Origin of the sequence: Pedobacter sp. (genome assembly GCF_045628745.1) — a bacterium.
Lineage (GTDB): Bacteria > Bacteroidota > Bacteroidia > Sphingobacteriales > Sphingobacteriaceae > Pedobacter.
In genome coordinates this window covers 1-13622 of sequence record NZ_JAZQPU010000210.1, presented here as the reverse complement: position 1 = coordinate 13622, position 13622 = coordinate 1, and the positions used below count along the sequence as shown (strand labels likewise).

Here is a 13622-nt window from a genome sequence, read left to right as displayed (position 1 = left end):
TATTATTACCAGAATTACAAAAAACCACAAGGCCTAGCGTACGAAAATGTCTGGTCCATTAGCTATCGAAACACTTTAAAGACCACCAATTCTGATTCTTTAACTACTTTTTATGAAAATATCAGGCTAAATTTAAAAGCACTGCCACAAATTAAAGAGCTGAGCTTCTCCAGTGATAATTATCCTTATTCAACAAGTAGTAATTCAACAGGACTCAACTACGATGGCAAAAGTTTTAATGTAATGAATACCAACGTAGAAGCGGATTTTATGAAGGTGCTGGGTATGAAATTGCTAGAGGGCAGATGGCATACTAAAGAAGACGGAAAGGTAGATAACCGAAATTTGGTCATCAATGCTTCATTAAAAAAGGCGATGTTTGGCGAGGAGCAGCAGGTAGTTGGAAAACTTTTGGATGCCAATGAAAAAAACCAGCGGTTTAAAATAATTGGTGTAGTTGAGGATGTGAAAAACGATGGAGATTTTGAGCCCGCCGAAAGCGGCGTTTACCGAAATATAGATACTGCAGGCTTCAACTGGATTGGAAATATACTCCTAAAAGTGAGTCCTGATGCCGATGCGGCTTTTGAAAGTCGCTTAAGTAAACTGCTGTCACGGATACTGGTCAATTCAAATATAGAAATTAAACACCTGGACGAGATGCGGGTTTTTAAAAATAAAATCACCATTGTGCCTATGATTATTTGTTTAATCATCTCCGGTTTCCTGATCATTAATGTAGCTTTGGGCTTGTTTGGGGTTTTGTGGTACAATATTAGCCAACGCAGAGGTGAGATTGGTTTACGCAGGGCAATAGGTGCAAGCGGCATTTCCGTATCTATGCAGTTAGTGGCAGAATCGCTAATGCTGTCCTCTTTATCTATCCTGGTCGGTGTGTTTTTTGCCATTCAATTTCCATTATTGCATGTATTTGATATGCCGGCAAGTGTGTACCTCCTTGCTATCCTGTGCTCCATCACTTTTATTTATTTACTGGTCATCCTCTGTTCCTTATATCCAGGTCAACAGGCGGCAGCCATCCATCCTGCGGTAGCCTTACATGAAGAATAATTCTTATATTAACTTTTAATTATGATATTGATTGTAGAAGATGATATTGCTGTAAGAACCTCTTTATGTCTGTTGCTGGAAGATTCGGCTCATCAAGTGCTTACGGCCAAAAATGAGGTGGAGGCCATGGCGGCTATCAATAAGCAATTGCCTGACCTGATTATACTAGACCTTAATTTCTCTGCCAGTACAACAGGAAATGAAGGAATGAAATTGTTGACTACCATCCGGCAAATAGATGCTGCAGTGCCAATAATTCTGATAACAGGATGGGCAAATATAGCATTAGCAGTGCAGGGAATGAAATTAGGTGCTAATGATTTCATCAATAAGCCCTGGAACAATGAACATGTCTTGCAAACGGTAATGACCTTGCTCAAGCTTAACATCCCTAAAAAAACACACAGTAGCCGCAAACAACTAGATAAGTTATATCACTTCCAACAAATCATAGCAGAAGATCCTGCCATGCTTAAGATTTTAGAAACTATAGGTCAGGTAGCCTCCACAGATGCCTCTGTGTTGATTTTTGGCGAAAGTGGAACGGGCAAGGAACTCATTGCCGAAGCGATACATGAAAATAGTTTAAGAAAAAACAAGCCTTTTGTAAAAGTTAACCTCGGTGGTATTTCCTCCTCTCTATTTGAGAGTGAAATGTTCGGCCATGTTCGTGGGGCTTTTACAGATGCCCGTTTTGACCGCACCGGTCGCTTTGAAATGGCAAATAAAGGGACTGTCTTTTTAGACGAAATTGGTGAACTGGAGGCGGGGAGCCAGGTTAAATTATTAAGGGTGCTCCAGGATAGAACTTATGAAGTACTGGGGAGCAGCAGAAGTAAAACAGTGGATGTGCGCATTGTTTGTGCAACAAATAAAAACTTACATGAAATGGTGGCTAAGGGTGCTTTTAGAGAAGACCTGCTTTATCGCATTAACCTTATCACCATCCACCTTCCTCCCTTGAGGGAGCGTAGAGGAGATATCCCTTTACTGGTCAATACTTTCATTAAAAACTTCAAAGAAATATATAACCGGCCAAAGCTATCAGTTTCTGCTGCTGCCATGAAATGGTTGCAACAATTGGAACTTCCGGGCAACATCAGGCAATTGAAAAACCTGGTGGAGTGCTCTATTTTAATCAGTAAAAACGAGGAGTTGGGCATTGCTGATTTTAAAGCACAACTGGAAATTTCCCCATCCCGTAAATCTACAGTGCAATTACCTGGCGTAGGCAGTATTACACTTGAAGAAATGGAAAAAGAAATGGTTAAAAAGGCCATGAGCTTCCACCAGCATAAAATTACCAAAGCCGCTGCCTCGTTGGGCATCACTAGAAATGCACTTTACCGAAGGCTGGAGAAACATCAAATTCCTTTTAATGAAACTGAAGAATAAGTATATCATCTTTGTAGTAACCGTTCATTTAATCTGCCTGGTCTTAAGTTTTCTCATATTTGAGCAGCATAAGCTTCTTTTTATCTTGTCTGAGGTGCTGATCATCCTTTCCGTGCTGCTCTCTATAAATTTATACAGGCAATTTATACAACCGCTTGCTTACCTTAAAGAAGGTATTAATGCTATTCAGGATCGCGATTTTAGTGTAAGGTTTCTGCCAACCGGCAGAGGGGAGATGGATGAACTGATACAGGTGTATAACCAAATGATGGATGCCCTGCGGGAAGAAAGAACAAAACAACAGGAACAGCATTTCTTTCTGGAAAAGTTGATTGAAACTTCGCCTACCGGAATTGTAATTTTGGATTTTGACCAGCAGGTAAAACAAATCAATCCTAAAGCGGCGGCGATTATGGATACACATGCTGAGGAGTTTTTAACTCAAATGGCTTCATTGAAGATCGGAGAAGCTAAAACATGGCGGATGGATGGGTTAAAATCTTACAAAGTGCAGAAATCGAATTTTATAGACCGTGGTTTTGCCAGGGTTTTTGTAATGATTGAAGAAGTAACCGCAGAGATCTTTGAAGCAGAAAAAAATGCTTATGGTAAAGTCATAAGGATGATGGCTCATGAGGTTAATAACACTGTTGGACCGGTAAATTCTATCCTTAGCCTGGCATTGGGTACCGATGAGCTGTGGATTTCAGGAAATAAAACATCCTTAAAAAATGCCATTCAGGTAGCCGTGGATAGAAATCAGAACCTTAATCTTTTCATGAGGAACTTTGCCGATCTGGTGAAGCTTACACCAGTGAAAAAATTACCTGTTGATCTTGTGCCCCTGGTACAAACGGTAAGCGATTTTATGCAAATCAAAGCGCGGCAACAAGCGATTGTTTTTGAGTTTGACCTGCCTCATCAACCTTTTCTCATCCGTGCTGATGCCCAGCAAATGGAACAAGTGCTAATTAACATTGTGAAAAATGCGATGGAAGCTATTGGGTCTATGGGGACTATTAAATTTTCTCTTGATGCCATTGCACAAATTTTAACCATAACAGATAGCGGTGAAGGAATACCGACGGCATTAAAAGAGCAGCTCTTTAGTCCTTTTTTTAGCACCAAGAAAGACGGACAGGGAATTGGTTTAATTCTGGTACGAGAGATCCTGCTCCATCATGGGTTTGAATTTTCTTTAAAAACCATCCAACCAGGTCATACTGAATTTATGATTAAATTGAATTAAAGATAAAAACTTTTCCTAAAATTGATTGTTCTCGCCAAAGATCACTTTGTAAAGTTAAATTGAATAAAATGAGCACACTTAAGCAAATAGAAATCACTGAGGATGTAGCCAACAAGAGATTTCATATCACCAGAGAATTTGTTGCTCCTTTAGAAAGGGTATGGAAAGCCTGGACTGATCCAGATTTATTAGACATATGGTGGGCACCAAAACCTTGGAAGGCTGTAACAGAAAAAATGGACTTCCGCGAAGGAGGTTCCTGGTTATATTATATGGAGGGTCCTGAAGGAGAAAAGAATTGGTGCCGCTTTGACATACAGCAGATTGCAGACCTTCAATCGTTTACTGGTACAGTCTATTTTTGTGATGAACAGGGCAAAGAGGACAAAGACATTCCTAAGATGTATTGGGACGATAGATTTTATAAAGATGAAATCGGTACCATGGTCGAAATAAAAATCTCCTTTGATAGCGTTGATGATATGAAAACGATTATGGAAATGAGGTTTAAAGAAGGTTTCACTGCCGCCTGTGAAAACCTTGATGAACTGTTAATGGAATAAGACGAAAAAAGCCTCTGCAAGGAAATTGCAGAGGCTTTTACATATCATCTTTTTGCTTAAAAACGGTAAGATAAAGTAGTCATAAATTGTCTTGGAGGAATAGGGTTAACACTATAGTTCTCATGAACGTAGTAGTTTAACTCATTAGTAAGATTAGCCACTTTAGCCAAAAGGCTTACTTTTTTCCAGTTATACCCTGCTGATAGATCAAAAGTAGTGAAGCCACCAATTGGGATAAGACCTGATGAAGTACCTAATTTATTGGTATTTCTACCACCATTGCGGTCGCCAGTATAGAACACTGAAGCACCTAATTTTAAGCCTTTAACAGTTCCTGAACCAAAAGTGTAAAATAAACTTCCGTTAGCTGTATTTTTCGTTGTTCCTACTAAACGTTCGTCTTCAGTAGTACCGCCAATTACAATAGGAGCACCACTTGCGTTTAATATAGGCTTTCCATCAGCACCAATTAAGGTTGTTTTATCTGTGGTCTTGGTATAACGCATATAGTTATAGCTATAGCCTGCAATGAAGTTTAAGCCTTCTACAATAGTACCAGAGATGTCGATTTCTAAACCATCACTTGCAGATTCTCCTGAAAATTCTTTAATCGTTGCATCTGCATTTGCAACACCCTGAGCATTGAATAAGGCTTGTTGTGCAAATTTATCATTGATAATTTTATACCATGTTACGTTTGCAGATAGCTTTCCATCTAAAAAGTCGTTTTTCACACCCGCTTCATACTGGTCAATAATAGAAGGCGTTAATGGCGCAAGGTAAATGTCTGTACCTGTGTTAGTAGTGAAATTACTAGCATAGCTTACGTAAAAGCTGGTGTTTTTAATAGGCTGATAGATCAAACCAAATTTAGGTGAAAAAGCTTTATCAACTGCTCCTGATGCAGCGCCCTTAGTAGTAGCACCTGTTAATTCGTTTTTAATAGTGGTTGCTGGTGTTTTTTGGTATGACCAGCGGATACCTGCCAACACTTTAAATTGTTCCGTTAATTCTACCATATCCTGTACAAATGCACCCATACGGTAGATTGGAGTGTAGGTATCGGTAATTATGTTCGTTACAGGTATATCAGACCTGGTGTTAAAAGTTGAAGGATCTAATAAATTGATGTTACCATAATTGTAAGCTGTTTTGCCATCTTCATAAGCAAAGCCATTGGCATTTGTATTACTTTGATCAGCATCTACACCCACTAATAAGGTATGCTTGATACCCCCTGTGTTGAAGCTTCCATTTAAATTAAATTGCTCATTATAAGTAAATTCTTTGGTTTTTGAACGCGTTAAATTACGGGCAACTACACCTGCTGTATCAGCAAAAGGACGTTCTGCAGAAAAGTAATTTCTATTATAAGACTGTAAAGAGGCCGAAGCATTGATCTTCCAGTTGTTGTTTAATTTATGGTTTAAGCTCAGCTGCGTAGTGGCAGTATTGGTTTTATTATATGCCCATGGGGTATTGATAAATACATTTCTAGCCAGTGGCGAAATTTTATTGCCTACCGTACCGATACCAAAGTCTGGCGTAAAGTCACTCTTAAGGTAATCACCTTGTAAGGTTAAATCTGTATTTTCACTAATTTGGTATAATAGGGAAGGGTTGATATACAATCTCTCTGTTTGCACTACATCTCTGTAGCTATCGGCTTTTTCATAAGTGCCAATTACACGGAACGCGATTTTATTGGTAATAGGGCCGTAAATATCTATGGTAGGTTTAATTAAATTGTTACTCCCAGCACGTAGGGAAACTTCGCCACCATACTCGAATTTAGGTTTTTTAGTCACCATATTGACAACAGCACCACCCGTTACACCACCATAAAGCAAGGCAGCACTTCCTTTTAATACTTCCACAGATTCTAATGTGCTGGCTTCCGGCATACCACCAATGGTGGTTCTAACACCATTTTTGAAAACATTGTTTGAACCCAGGCTATATCCCCTGGCATAAAAGTTTTCGCCTACAGAACCACGGTTAGCGCCTAAAGCCACACCGTTAACATTCTTCATTACATCGCTTAATCTGTTAGCTTGCTGATCCTGAATGATTTGAGTGCCTATGATTTGTACAGCCTGTGGAAGGTCTTTTGGTTGAATACCAATTTTACCTAAACTTACTGGTTTTTGATTAGGCGTTTGGTAGCCTTTAATAGCTACCTCATCTAATTGTGAAGAAGAAGTAGAAATAGTGAAGTTTAAAGTGGTTGTTTGTCCTGCTATAACATCTATTTGTTTTTCTTCAGCTAAAAGGCCAATGGCAGATACCTTAATGATGTAACTTCCTGGCTTGATGTTTTTAAAACTATAAGCACCATGATTGTCTGTAACAGTAGTCTTGTTTATGTTTTTGATTCCAACGCCAACGTAACCTGCTGGGCGGCCGTTGCTAGTTCTAACGGAACCTGAAATGTTTCCGTTGCTTTGTGCAAGGGCACTGACATTTATAAATAAAATAAGCAAGAAGGTAAGTGAATAGTAGATTTGTTTCATTTTGGTTATTAAGACTAATTCTAAGTAGCGCAAATATAGAACCTCATTCCTGATTACCAAAATTATTTAGAACTATTTTAAATAAGTCGCAGCTAAAGCCTGTATATAATCGCCAAATCGAAAATTCCAGATTTTGAAAACCAAATTTCCATTTTTAATTATTATTTGATTTTATTAAACATCATTAATTAGACGTTTGGTCGAATGTTATAGACCTTTTATATCTTGTTTGCCTTTTTTCCGTTTACCTATCCTATTGCAGTTTCGTTCTACCCCCTATACTTTCCTTACACTTTCTTAACTGGCAGCTTACCCTTACCTAAATTATAACACTTCTTTTGTAGGGATCTCAACCGTGTTTCTAATCGGTTTTCCGGTAGCAAACCCGGAGCAAACCTGTAGCAGGTACATACTTGTAGGGTTACATAAGTTAGCCTAGCGTAAAGCATGGGTAAGGTATTAATAAAGGGTCTACTTGATTAAGTCTAGTATTTGTCACGATTTCTGTTTAATTGGGATATCGGAAAAAGTCGATATATCTTTGTGCCATGGATCAATTAGAAATCTTTAAAGCTTTATCCAATAAGACTAGGTTATTGATATTACAATGGCTTAAAGAACCAGAAAAACATTTCCCAGAATATGAAGTGCAAAATGAAGCTGGCGTTTGTGTTGGGCAAATTCAAAAGAAAGCTGGTTTAACTCAAAGTACGGTTTCAGAATACCTCTGCATTTTACAACGTGCAGGTTTGGTAGAGGCCACAAGGATAGGACAGTGGACTTATTACAAGCGTAATGATCAAGCTATTCATGCTTTATTGCAGGTAATAGAAAAAGAGCTTTAATAATCATACAGGTTAACAAGAAAATAAAAATTATAAATATGACTACAGATAGTTTATTCAGACCTTTCAGTCTGAAATCATTGAACATCAAAAATAGGATTGTGATGGCACCGATGACACGTGCTTTTTCACCAAATGGAGTACCAACACCAGAAGTTACAGCTTATTATAGAAAACGTGTTGTAGGAGAAGTGGGCCTGATTTTATCTGAAGGTACGGTGATCGACAGGGTTGCTGCTTCTAACGATGCTGCTATTCCCCACTTTTATGGAACGGATGCTTTAAACGGATGGAGTGATGTGATTCAGAATGTTCACCAGGCAGGCGGTCAAATGGGTCCTCAAATCTGGCATATGGGCGTGATGGAAAATCATCCTTCAGGATGGTTACCTCAGGGACCATTTGAAGGTCCATCGGGCTTTGTTACTCCCGACCGTATCAACGGTGTAACCATGACAGAGGCTGATATTGCAGATACCATTGCTGCTTTTGGACGTGCTGCTGCAGATGCTAAAAGATTGGGTTTTGATTGTGTAGAGATTCATGGTGCCCATGGTTACCTGATCGACCAGTTTTTCTGGGATGCGACCAACAAACGCGAGGATCAATATGGTGGCGCAACTTTACCCGAACGTAGTCGTTTTGCCATTGAGGTCATCAAAGAAATCAGGAGACAAGTAGGAGAGGATTTCGCTATCATCATTCGTCTGTCTCAATTTAAACAACAAGACTATAACTTTAAATTGGCAAAGAATCCTGCAGAAATGGAAGCATGGTTGCAGCCGATGGCTGATGCTGGTGCGGACATTTTTCATTGTTCGCAACGCAGGTTCTGGGAACCTGAATTTGAAGGTTCTGATTTAAACTTTGCTGGTTGGGCCAAAAAAGTGAGTGGTAAAGCCACCATCACCGTAGGTTCTGTAGGGTTAACAGGTGAATTTATGGCTGCTTTTGCAGGTGAAAGTTCTGAACCTAGTTCTTTAGATGAATTGTTACGCAGAATGGATAGAGGTGATTTCGACCTTGTTGCCGTAGGCAGACCTTTATTGTCAGATCCTGAATGGGTAAGAAAGATCCGTGAAAACCGTACTTCTGAATTGAAGGGATTTACTAAAGCAGCTTTGGCAGAATTAGTTTAAGCCTTCACCTACTTAGTTATATAAAAAATGAGCCTGATCATCATGATGATACAGGCTTATTTTTTATAGCAATAGTTTGCTTTTCTTTTTATCCGAAAATATTTTAGGCCTGTTGATAAAGGTCTTGAATGATAATTGCCATCAGGTTTTCTGGTTCAGCTATAGGCTTAAAACCATAAGCAGCATATAACTGGTGGGCATCTTTGGTAGCCAGCATGTATCTTCTTAACCCTTGTAAGTCTGGATGAAAAAGCATCAGTGCCATCAGCTTTTTTGAAAGGCCCAATTTACGGTAAGGCTCTTCTACATATACATCTGCCAGATAGCCAAAGGTAGCTCTATCCGTAATCCAACGCGCAAAACCTATTTGTTGCTTGTCTTTGTAAATGCCAAAACACAATGAATTGTCAATAGATTTTTGAACAGTAGCAAACGGAATACCTTGTGCCCAATAAGACTGGGTACTTAAATAATGATGTACCGCCAGGGCATCTATTTTCTGAGTGTCATCAGAGAAGATAAAACCGTCTTCTGCTATTTCCATTTGTTGCTTATTGTTTTTCAGTTGTAATGGAGCTACTCGAAGTTTGCTCCTCGTGGTTACATTATTGCTTTTTGACAGTAATCACCCAACACGGAGTTGAACAACTCCATGAAACAATATGTAGTTTTTTAAGAAAATCAAGTTGCTAAGGAGCAATATTGCTCCTTAGCAACTCATTTAATTTCTCATGTTGATATACTGTAGCGGCTGTCCGAAGTCTTCCTTTCTGCACAAGGTAATAACCGCCTGTAAATCGTCAATATTTTTACTTTGCACCCGCACCTGGTCATCCATCATAGAAGCCTGCACTTTTAAACCACTGGCTTTAATTTTAGCCACAATTTTTTTAGCAGTTTCTTTGTCGATTCCTTCTTTTATAGATATTTCTTTCCTGATCATGTTGCCAGAGGCATATTGCTCCTTGCCAAAATCCAGACTTTTAGCGTCCAGATTTTGCTTGATCATTCGTGAAATGATAGCATCTTGTATGGCTTTTAAACGCATGTCATCTTCTGTAATGATGGTGATGACGTTTGTTTTTTTATCATGTTCTATGGTGCTCTTTGAACTGGTGAAATCATAACGATTTAAAATCTCTTTTTTGGCGTTGTTCATTGCATTGTCAAATGTTTGCGCGTCTACTTTACTTACGATGTCAAAAGTGGGCATGATAATAGCTTTAGTATTGAAAATTGTTAATTTTAGTTTAATAATTGATTATTTTTATTAAAACATTCAATATGAAAACCAATAAGCCAAAAGTGCAAAAAAAAGTTGCTAAAAAGGCAGCAAAAAAAGAATTTGCAAAATCTTTGACAGAAAGATTTCTGGGCCTGATGCACGAATTAGGGGGTGATGCAGAGAAAATAGGTGTCGACATCAAAAAGGTGGGCTTATCTGTGGTAAAGAAGTTATCTGATCACTTTACTGCTGAAAAAGAGGCCAAAAAAACAGCTACCGCAAAAACAAGCAAGAAGATTGAAAAAGTAGTCAAAAAAGCTGTTGTAAAAGCAAAACCCGTTGCACAAAGTGTAAAAGTGGTGCCTATTGTAACAGAAGAAAAAGTGGCCCACGCCATCGCTAAAAAACCTGTAGCCAAAAAAGTGGTCAAAAAACCAACTAGCGTACCTCGAAAAACAACAGCAGAAAAGGACGTTACACCTTAACCTAATATTAACACTTACTTAACATTAGATTCAGCATTTTTGCGCTGACAGGCTTCACCAACTTTATTTTGATACGATTACATGACGAAAAAGAAATTTCCTTTTCTTAACAGAGAACTCAGTTGGCTATATTTTAATGAGCGGGTTTTGCAGGAAGCAGCCGATGAAACAGTACCTCTGATTGAAAGAATTAAATTTCTGTCTATCTTTTCATCTAATCTTGAAGAATTTTATCGGGTGAGAGTGGCTACCATGTCCCGCCTCGCTAATTTAAACGAAAAGTCTAAAGCTTTACTGGGCTTCAGCCCTAAAAAGATCCTTAATGAAATTAAAAATATTGTGGTGCGGCAAGAGCGCAAGTTTGAACAGCTCTTTCAAGCTACGCTGATCAATGAACTTGCCCAGAATCGTATTTTTATTTTAAATGATACACAGTTAAATGTTGCAAGGGGAGAATTTGTAAGGAACCATTTCAGGGACCGTATTTTATCAAACCTTGTTCCTATATTAATTGATCTCGACAAACCTTTTCCAGAACTTAAGGACCGCTATTTGTACTTCCTGGTGAGGCTGTCCAAAAAAGGAACACGCAAGAATGAAAGGTTTGCCCTGATAGAATTGCCTCAGGATTTACCGCGTTTCTTGGTTTTGCCAGAAACAAATGGACTGAAATTTATTATCCTGGCCGAAGATATCATCAAATATTGCATGGATGATATTTTCTATATCTTCGATTATGATGATTTGGATGCCTTTTCTATCCAGGTTACCAGAGATGCAGAACTAGATATCGATAAAAATATAAGCGATAAGTTTATTGAAGAGTTAAAAACCAGCCTTGATAAACGCCGTAAAGGTAAACCCATGCGTCTTTTATACGACACGGAAATGCCTTTCGATATGTTAAGTGTGTTGGTTTCTAAGATAAAAATTGAAGCAGAGAGCTTAATCCCTGGCAATCGTTACCATCGTTTTGGCGATTTTATTCGTTTTCCTAATGTGGGTTCATCAGCACTGGAATATCCACCAACCTTGCCGCTCAAAGTGGCTGGTTTACACCGTACAGAAAGTATCCTGAATAAAATTGCGGAGAAAGATTTTTTAATCAACCTCCCATACCAGAGTTACGACTATATCATTCTTTTTTTAAGAGAGGCGGCAATAGATCCCAAGGTTACAGAAATTAATATTACCCTCTACCGGTTGGCAGAAAATTCGAGGGTCATCAATACGCTCATCAATGCAGCAAAGAATGGCAAAATTGTCAATTGTCTAGTAGAACTCAAAGCGCGTTTTGACGAGCATTCCAATATCTACTGGTCAAACAGACTCGAAGAGGAGGGCGTAAAAGTAAACTATGGCCTCACCGATTATAAGGTGCATTCTAAAATATGCCTTGTCAAAAGAATGGAACGTGGCAGAGCTGTTTACTATGCCAATTTAGCCACCGGAAACTTCAACGAAAAAACAGCCAAGCTATATTGCGACCACAGTATTTTTACCGCTAAAAAAGAAATTACCAGGGAGCTGCTGAAGTTGTTTACCGCCTTGAACAAGAAAACTGTGGCCAAAGGTTTTAAACACCTTATTGTATCTCCTTTAGAGTCTCGGCGGAAGCTTTATTACCTCATCAACCGTGAAATAAGAAACGCTAAAGCCAACAAACCGGCTTACATGGTATTAAAAGTCAACAGCCTTGCTGATGAAGGAATAGTGGGAAAATTATATGAAGCCAGCAATGCCGGGGTTAAAATAAGGTTAATTGTTCGTGGTATCTGTTGCCTGGTGCCCGGAATAAAGGGTTTTAGTGAGAACATTACCGTTGTGAGCATCATTGATAAATACCTGGAGCATGCTCGTGTTTACATCTTTGGCAACAGTGGAAAAGAAGAGATGTTTTTATCGTCCGCTGACCTGATGACCAGAAATATTGACCATAGGGTAGAGGTCGGTTTCCCCATACTGGATCCTGATGTGCGACAGGAAATTAAAGATATCATTGATTTTCAGTTACAAGATAATGTAAAAGCGAGAGATATCAATAAGCTCAACAACAATAAATACCACAAAAACAGGCTTCCTATAAAGGTAAGGGCTCAAGTTCAGACCTATAATTATTTAAAAAATAAACACCAGTAATTAATGTTAAGATACGCAGCTATAGATATAGGATCAAATGCAGTAAGGTTATTAATTGCAGACATTACTCAGAAAGGCAACAAAATTAGTTTTAAGAAAACCACTTTAGTTAGAGTGCCTCTTCGCTTAGGTGATGATGCTTTTCTTGACCAGAAGATTTCTGACAGGAAAATCAATGACCTGCTGAAGACCATGAATGCTTTTAAGAATTTAATGGATGTTTACCAGGTGCAAAAATACCTGGCTTGTGCCACTTCGGCCATGCGGGAAGCCGCCAACGGGCAGGAAATTATTGCCCTTGTGAAAGAAAAGGCTGATCTAGACCTTGAGATTATCCAGGGAAAAAGAGAAGCACATATTATCTATGCCAACCATATTGAAGAAAACCTTGATATCAATAAGAGCTATCTATATATTGACGTTGGTGGTGGTAGTACAGAACTTTCTGTGTTTGTCAATAAAGTGCCCGTTGCTTCTCGTTCTTTTGATATTGGCACCATCCGTATTTTAGATAACCAGGATAAAGACGAAATCTGGGAAGAAATGCGCTTATGGATAAAAGAGGAAACTAAAGAACATAAAAATCTGGCCGGGATTGGTACAGGTGGCAACATCAACAAGCTCTTTAAAATGTCTAACGAAAAGGAGGGCATGCCGTTATCGTATATGAAGCTCAAGTCGATGTATAATGAGCTGAATGGCTATTCTTTAAAAGAACGCATTACTGTGTTGGGGCTCAATTCAGACCGTGCCGATGTAATTGTGCCTGCTGCAGAAATTTTTATCACCATTTTAAAGTGGACCGGGATCAAAGAATTATTTGTACCACGTGTGGGCATGGTAGATGGGATCATCAATTTATTAATTGAGGAGAACCTGGTGGAAGATAAACCTGTGCAAGATACACTCCATGGTGACTAACACATTGGGCTGAATAGTCGTGGTTTTTGGCTCTGGGGTCTGCAGGTTGGGTAATTTTTACGACGACCTGCGGAAGC

The 13622-nt window shown here is 38.9% G+C and carries 12 protein-coding genes; 9 read left to right on the top strand and 3 right to left on the bottom strand.

The features are described from left to right. The 4 genes from ACR2F7_RS08050 to ACR2F7_RS08035 all read left to right on the top strand — a co-directional run. Positions 1 to 1071, top strand: a 1071-nt coding sequence (locus tag ACR2F7_RS08050; RefSeq protein ID WP_432713068.1) for an ABC transporter permease, incomplete at its 5' end; no start/stop codon positions are given. A gap of 21 nt (positions 1072 to 1092) precedes the next feature. Next, positions 1093 to 2466: a sigma-54-dependent transcriptional regulator gene (locus ACR2F7_RS08045; protein ID WP_432713067.1), complete on the top strand. Its 1374-nt coding sequence runs from the start codon at positions 1093 to 1095 to the stop codon at positions 2464 to 2466. Next, on the top strand, positions 2450 to 3715 hold the full coding sequence (locus ACR2F7_RS08040) for a sensor histidine kinase (protein ID WP_432713066.1): 1266 nt from the start codon (positions 2450 to 2452) through the stop codon (positions 3713 to 3715). The genes ACR2F7_RS08045 and ACR2F7_RS08040 overlap by 17 nt, the downstream gene beginning before the upstream one ends. A gap of 68 nt (positions 3716 to 3783) precedes the next feature. Beyond that, positions 3784 to 4278, top strand: coding sequence for an SRPBCC family protein (locus tag ACR2F7_RS08035; RefSeq protein ID WP_432713065.1), 495 nt, complete (start codon positions 3784 to 3786; stop codon positions 4276 to 4278). Between the two features lie 56 nt (positions 4279 to 4334). Here the strand turns inward: ACR2F7_RS08035 and ACR2F7_RS08030 are convergent, their stop codons facing one another. Further along, positions 4335 to 6791: a TonB-dependent siderophore receptor gene (locus ACR2F7_RS08030; protein WP_432713064.1), complete on the bottom strand. Its 2457-nt coding sequence runs from the start codon at positions 6789 to 6791 to the stop codon at positions 4335 to 4337. 548 nt (positions 6792 to 7339) lie between these two features. Here ACR2F7_RS08030 and ACR2F7_RS08025 point away from each other — a divergent pair. Together ACR2F7_RS08025 and ACR2F7_RS08020 are read left to right on the top strand one after the other, a co-directional pair. Further along, positions 7340 to 7636 carry an ArsR/SmtB family transcription factor gene (locus ACR2F7_RS08025; protein ID WP_432713063.1) on the top strand — a complete coding sequence of 99 codons (297 nt, stop codon included), beginning with the start codon at positions 7340 to 7342 and terminating at the stop codon, positions 7634 to 7636. A 38-nt stretch (positions 7637 to 7674) separates the two neighbouring features. Further along, the gene (locus tag ACR2F7_RS08020) at positions 7675 to 8775 is read left to right on the top strand and encodes an NADH:flavin oxidoreductase (RefSeq protein WP_432713062.1); all 1101 of its coding nucleotides are present in this window, start codon (positions 7675 to 7677) and stop codon (positions 8773 to 8775) included. 103 nt (positions 8776 to 8878) lie between these two features. On the opposite strand, the gene ACR2F7_RS08015 is transcribed toward ACR2F7_RS08020, so the two are convergent. Both ACR2F7_RS08015 and ACR2F7_RS08010 read right to left on the bottom strand, forming a co-directional pair. After that, positions 8879 to 9319 carry a GNAT family N-acetyltransferase gene (locus ACR2F7_RS08015; protein WP_432713061.1) on the bottom strand — a complete coding sequence of 147 codons (441 nt, stop codon included), beginning with the start codon at positions 9317 to 9319 and terminating at the stop codon, positions 8879 to 8881. A gap of 177 nt (positions 9320 to 9496) precedes the next feature. Further along, entirely contained in the window at positions 9497 to 9988 is a 492-nt protein-coding gene (locus ACR2F7_RS08010) for a YajQ family cyclic di-GMP-binding protein (RefSeq protein WP_432713060.1), read from the bottom strand. A 71-nt stretch (positions 9989 to 10059) separates the two neighbouring features. Here ACR2F7_RS08010 and ACR2F7_RS08005 point away from each other — a divergent pair, with 71 nt between their 5' ends. The 3 genes from ACR2F7_RS08005 to ACR2F7_RS07995 all read left to right on the top strand — a co-directional run bounded on the left by ACR2F7_RS08005 (position 10060) and on the right by ACR2F7_RS07995 (position 13545). Next, positions 10060 to 10485 carry a hypothetical protein gene (locus tag ACR2F7_RS08005; protein ID WP_432713059.1) on the top strand — a complete coding sequence of 142 codons (426 nt, stop codon included), beginning with the start codon at positions 10060 to 10062 and terminating at the stop codon, positions 10483 to 10485. Positions 10486 to 10566: 81 nt separating this feature from the next. Then, on the top strand, positions 10567 to 12624 hold the full coding sequence (gene ppk1 / locus ACR2F7_RS08000) for a polyphosphate kinase 1 (RefSeq protein WP_432713058.1): 2058 nt from the start codon (positions 10567 to 10569) through the stop codon (positions 12622 to 12624). Between the two features lie 3 nt (positions 12625 to 12627). Then, complete coding sequence (locus tag ACR2F7_RS07995) at positions 12628 to 13545, top strand: exopolyphosphatase (protein ID WP_432713057.1); 918 nt, start codon at positions 12628 to 12630, stop codon at positions 13543 to 13545. Positions 13546 to 13622 lie beyond the last annotated feature (77 nt).

Excerpts from the sequence above, each read along its gene's own strand:
- ppk1 (WP_432713058.1), top strand. The coding sequence starts at position 10,567 with ATGACGAAAAAGAAATTTCCTTTTCTTAACAGAGAACTCAGTTGGCTA.
- ACR2F7_RS08010 (WP_432713060.1), bottom strand. The coding sequence starts at position 9,988 with ATGCCCACTTTTGACATCGTAAGTAAAGTAGACGCGCAAACATTTGAC.
- ACR2F7_RS08025 (WP_432713063.1), top strand. The coding sequence starts at position 7,340 with ATGGATCAATTAGAAATCTTTAAAGCTTTATCCAATAAGACTAGGTTA.
- ACR2F7_RS08015 (WP_432713061.1), bottom strand. The coding sequence starts at position 9,319 with ATGGAAATAGCAGAAGACGGTTTTATCTTCTCTGATGACACTCAGAAA.
- ACR2F7_RS08035 (WP_432713065.1), top strand. The coding sequence starts at position 3,784 with ATGAGCACACTTAAGCAAATAGAAATCACTGAGGATGTAGCCAACAAG.
- ACR2F7_RS08030 (WP_432713064.1), bottom strand. The coding sequence starts at position 6,791 with ATGAAACAAATCTACTATTCACTTACCTTCTTGCTTATTTTATTTATA.
- ACR2F7_RS07995 (WP_432713057.1), top strand. The coding sequence starts at position 12,628 with ATGTTAAGATACGCAGCTATAGATATAGGATCAAATGCAGTAAGGTTA.
- ACR2F7_RS08005 (WP_432713059.1), top strand. The coding sequence starts at position 10,060 with ATGAAAACCAATAAGCCAAAAGTGCAAAAAAAAGTTGCTAAAAAGGCA.
- ACR2F7_RS08045 (WP_432713067.1), top strand. The coding sequence starts at position 1,093 with ATGATATTGATTGTAGAAGATGATATTGCTGTAAGAACCTCTTTATGT.
- ACR2F7_RS08020 (WP_432713062.1), top strand. The coding sequence starts at position 7,675 with ATGACTACAGATAGTTTATTCAGACCTTTCAGTCTGAAATCATTGAAC.
- ACR2F7_RS08040 (WP_432713066.1), top strand. The coding sequence starts at position 2,450 with ATGAAACTGAAGAATAAGTATATCATCTTTGTAGTAACCGTTCATTTA.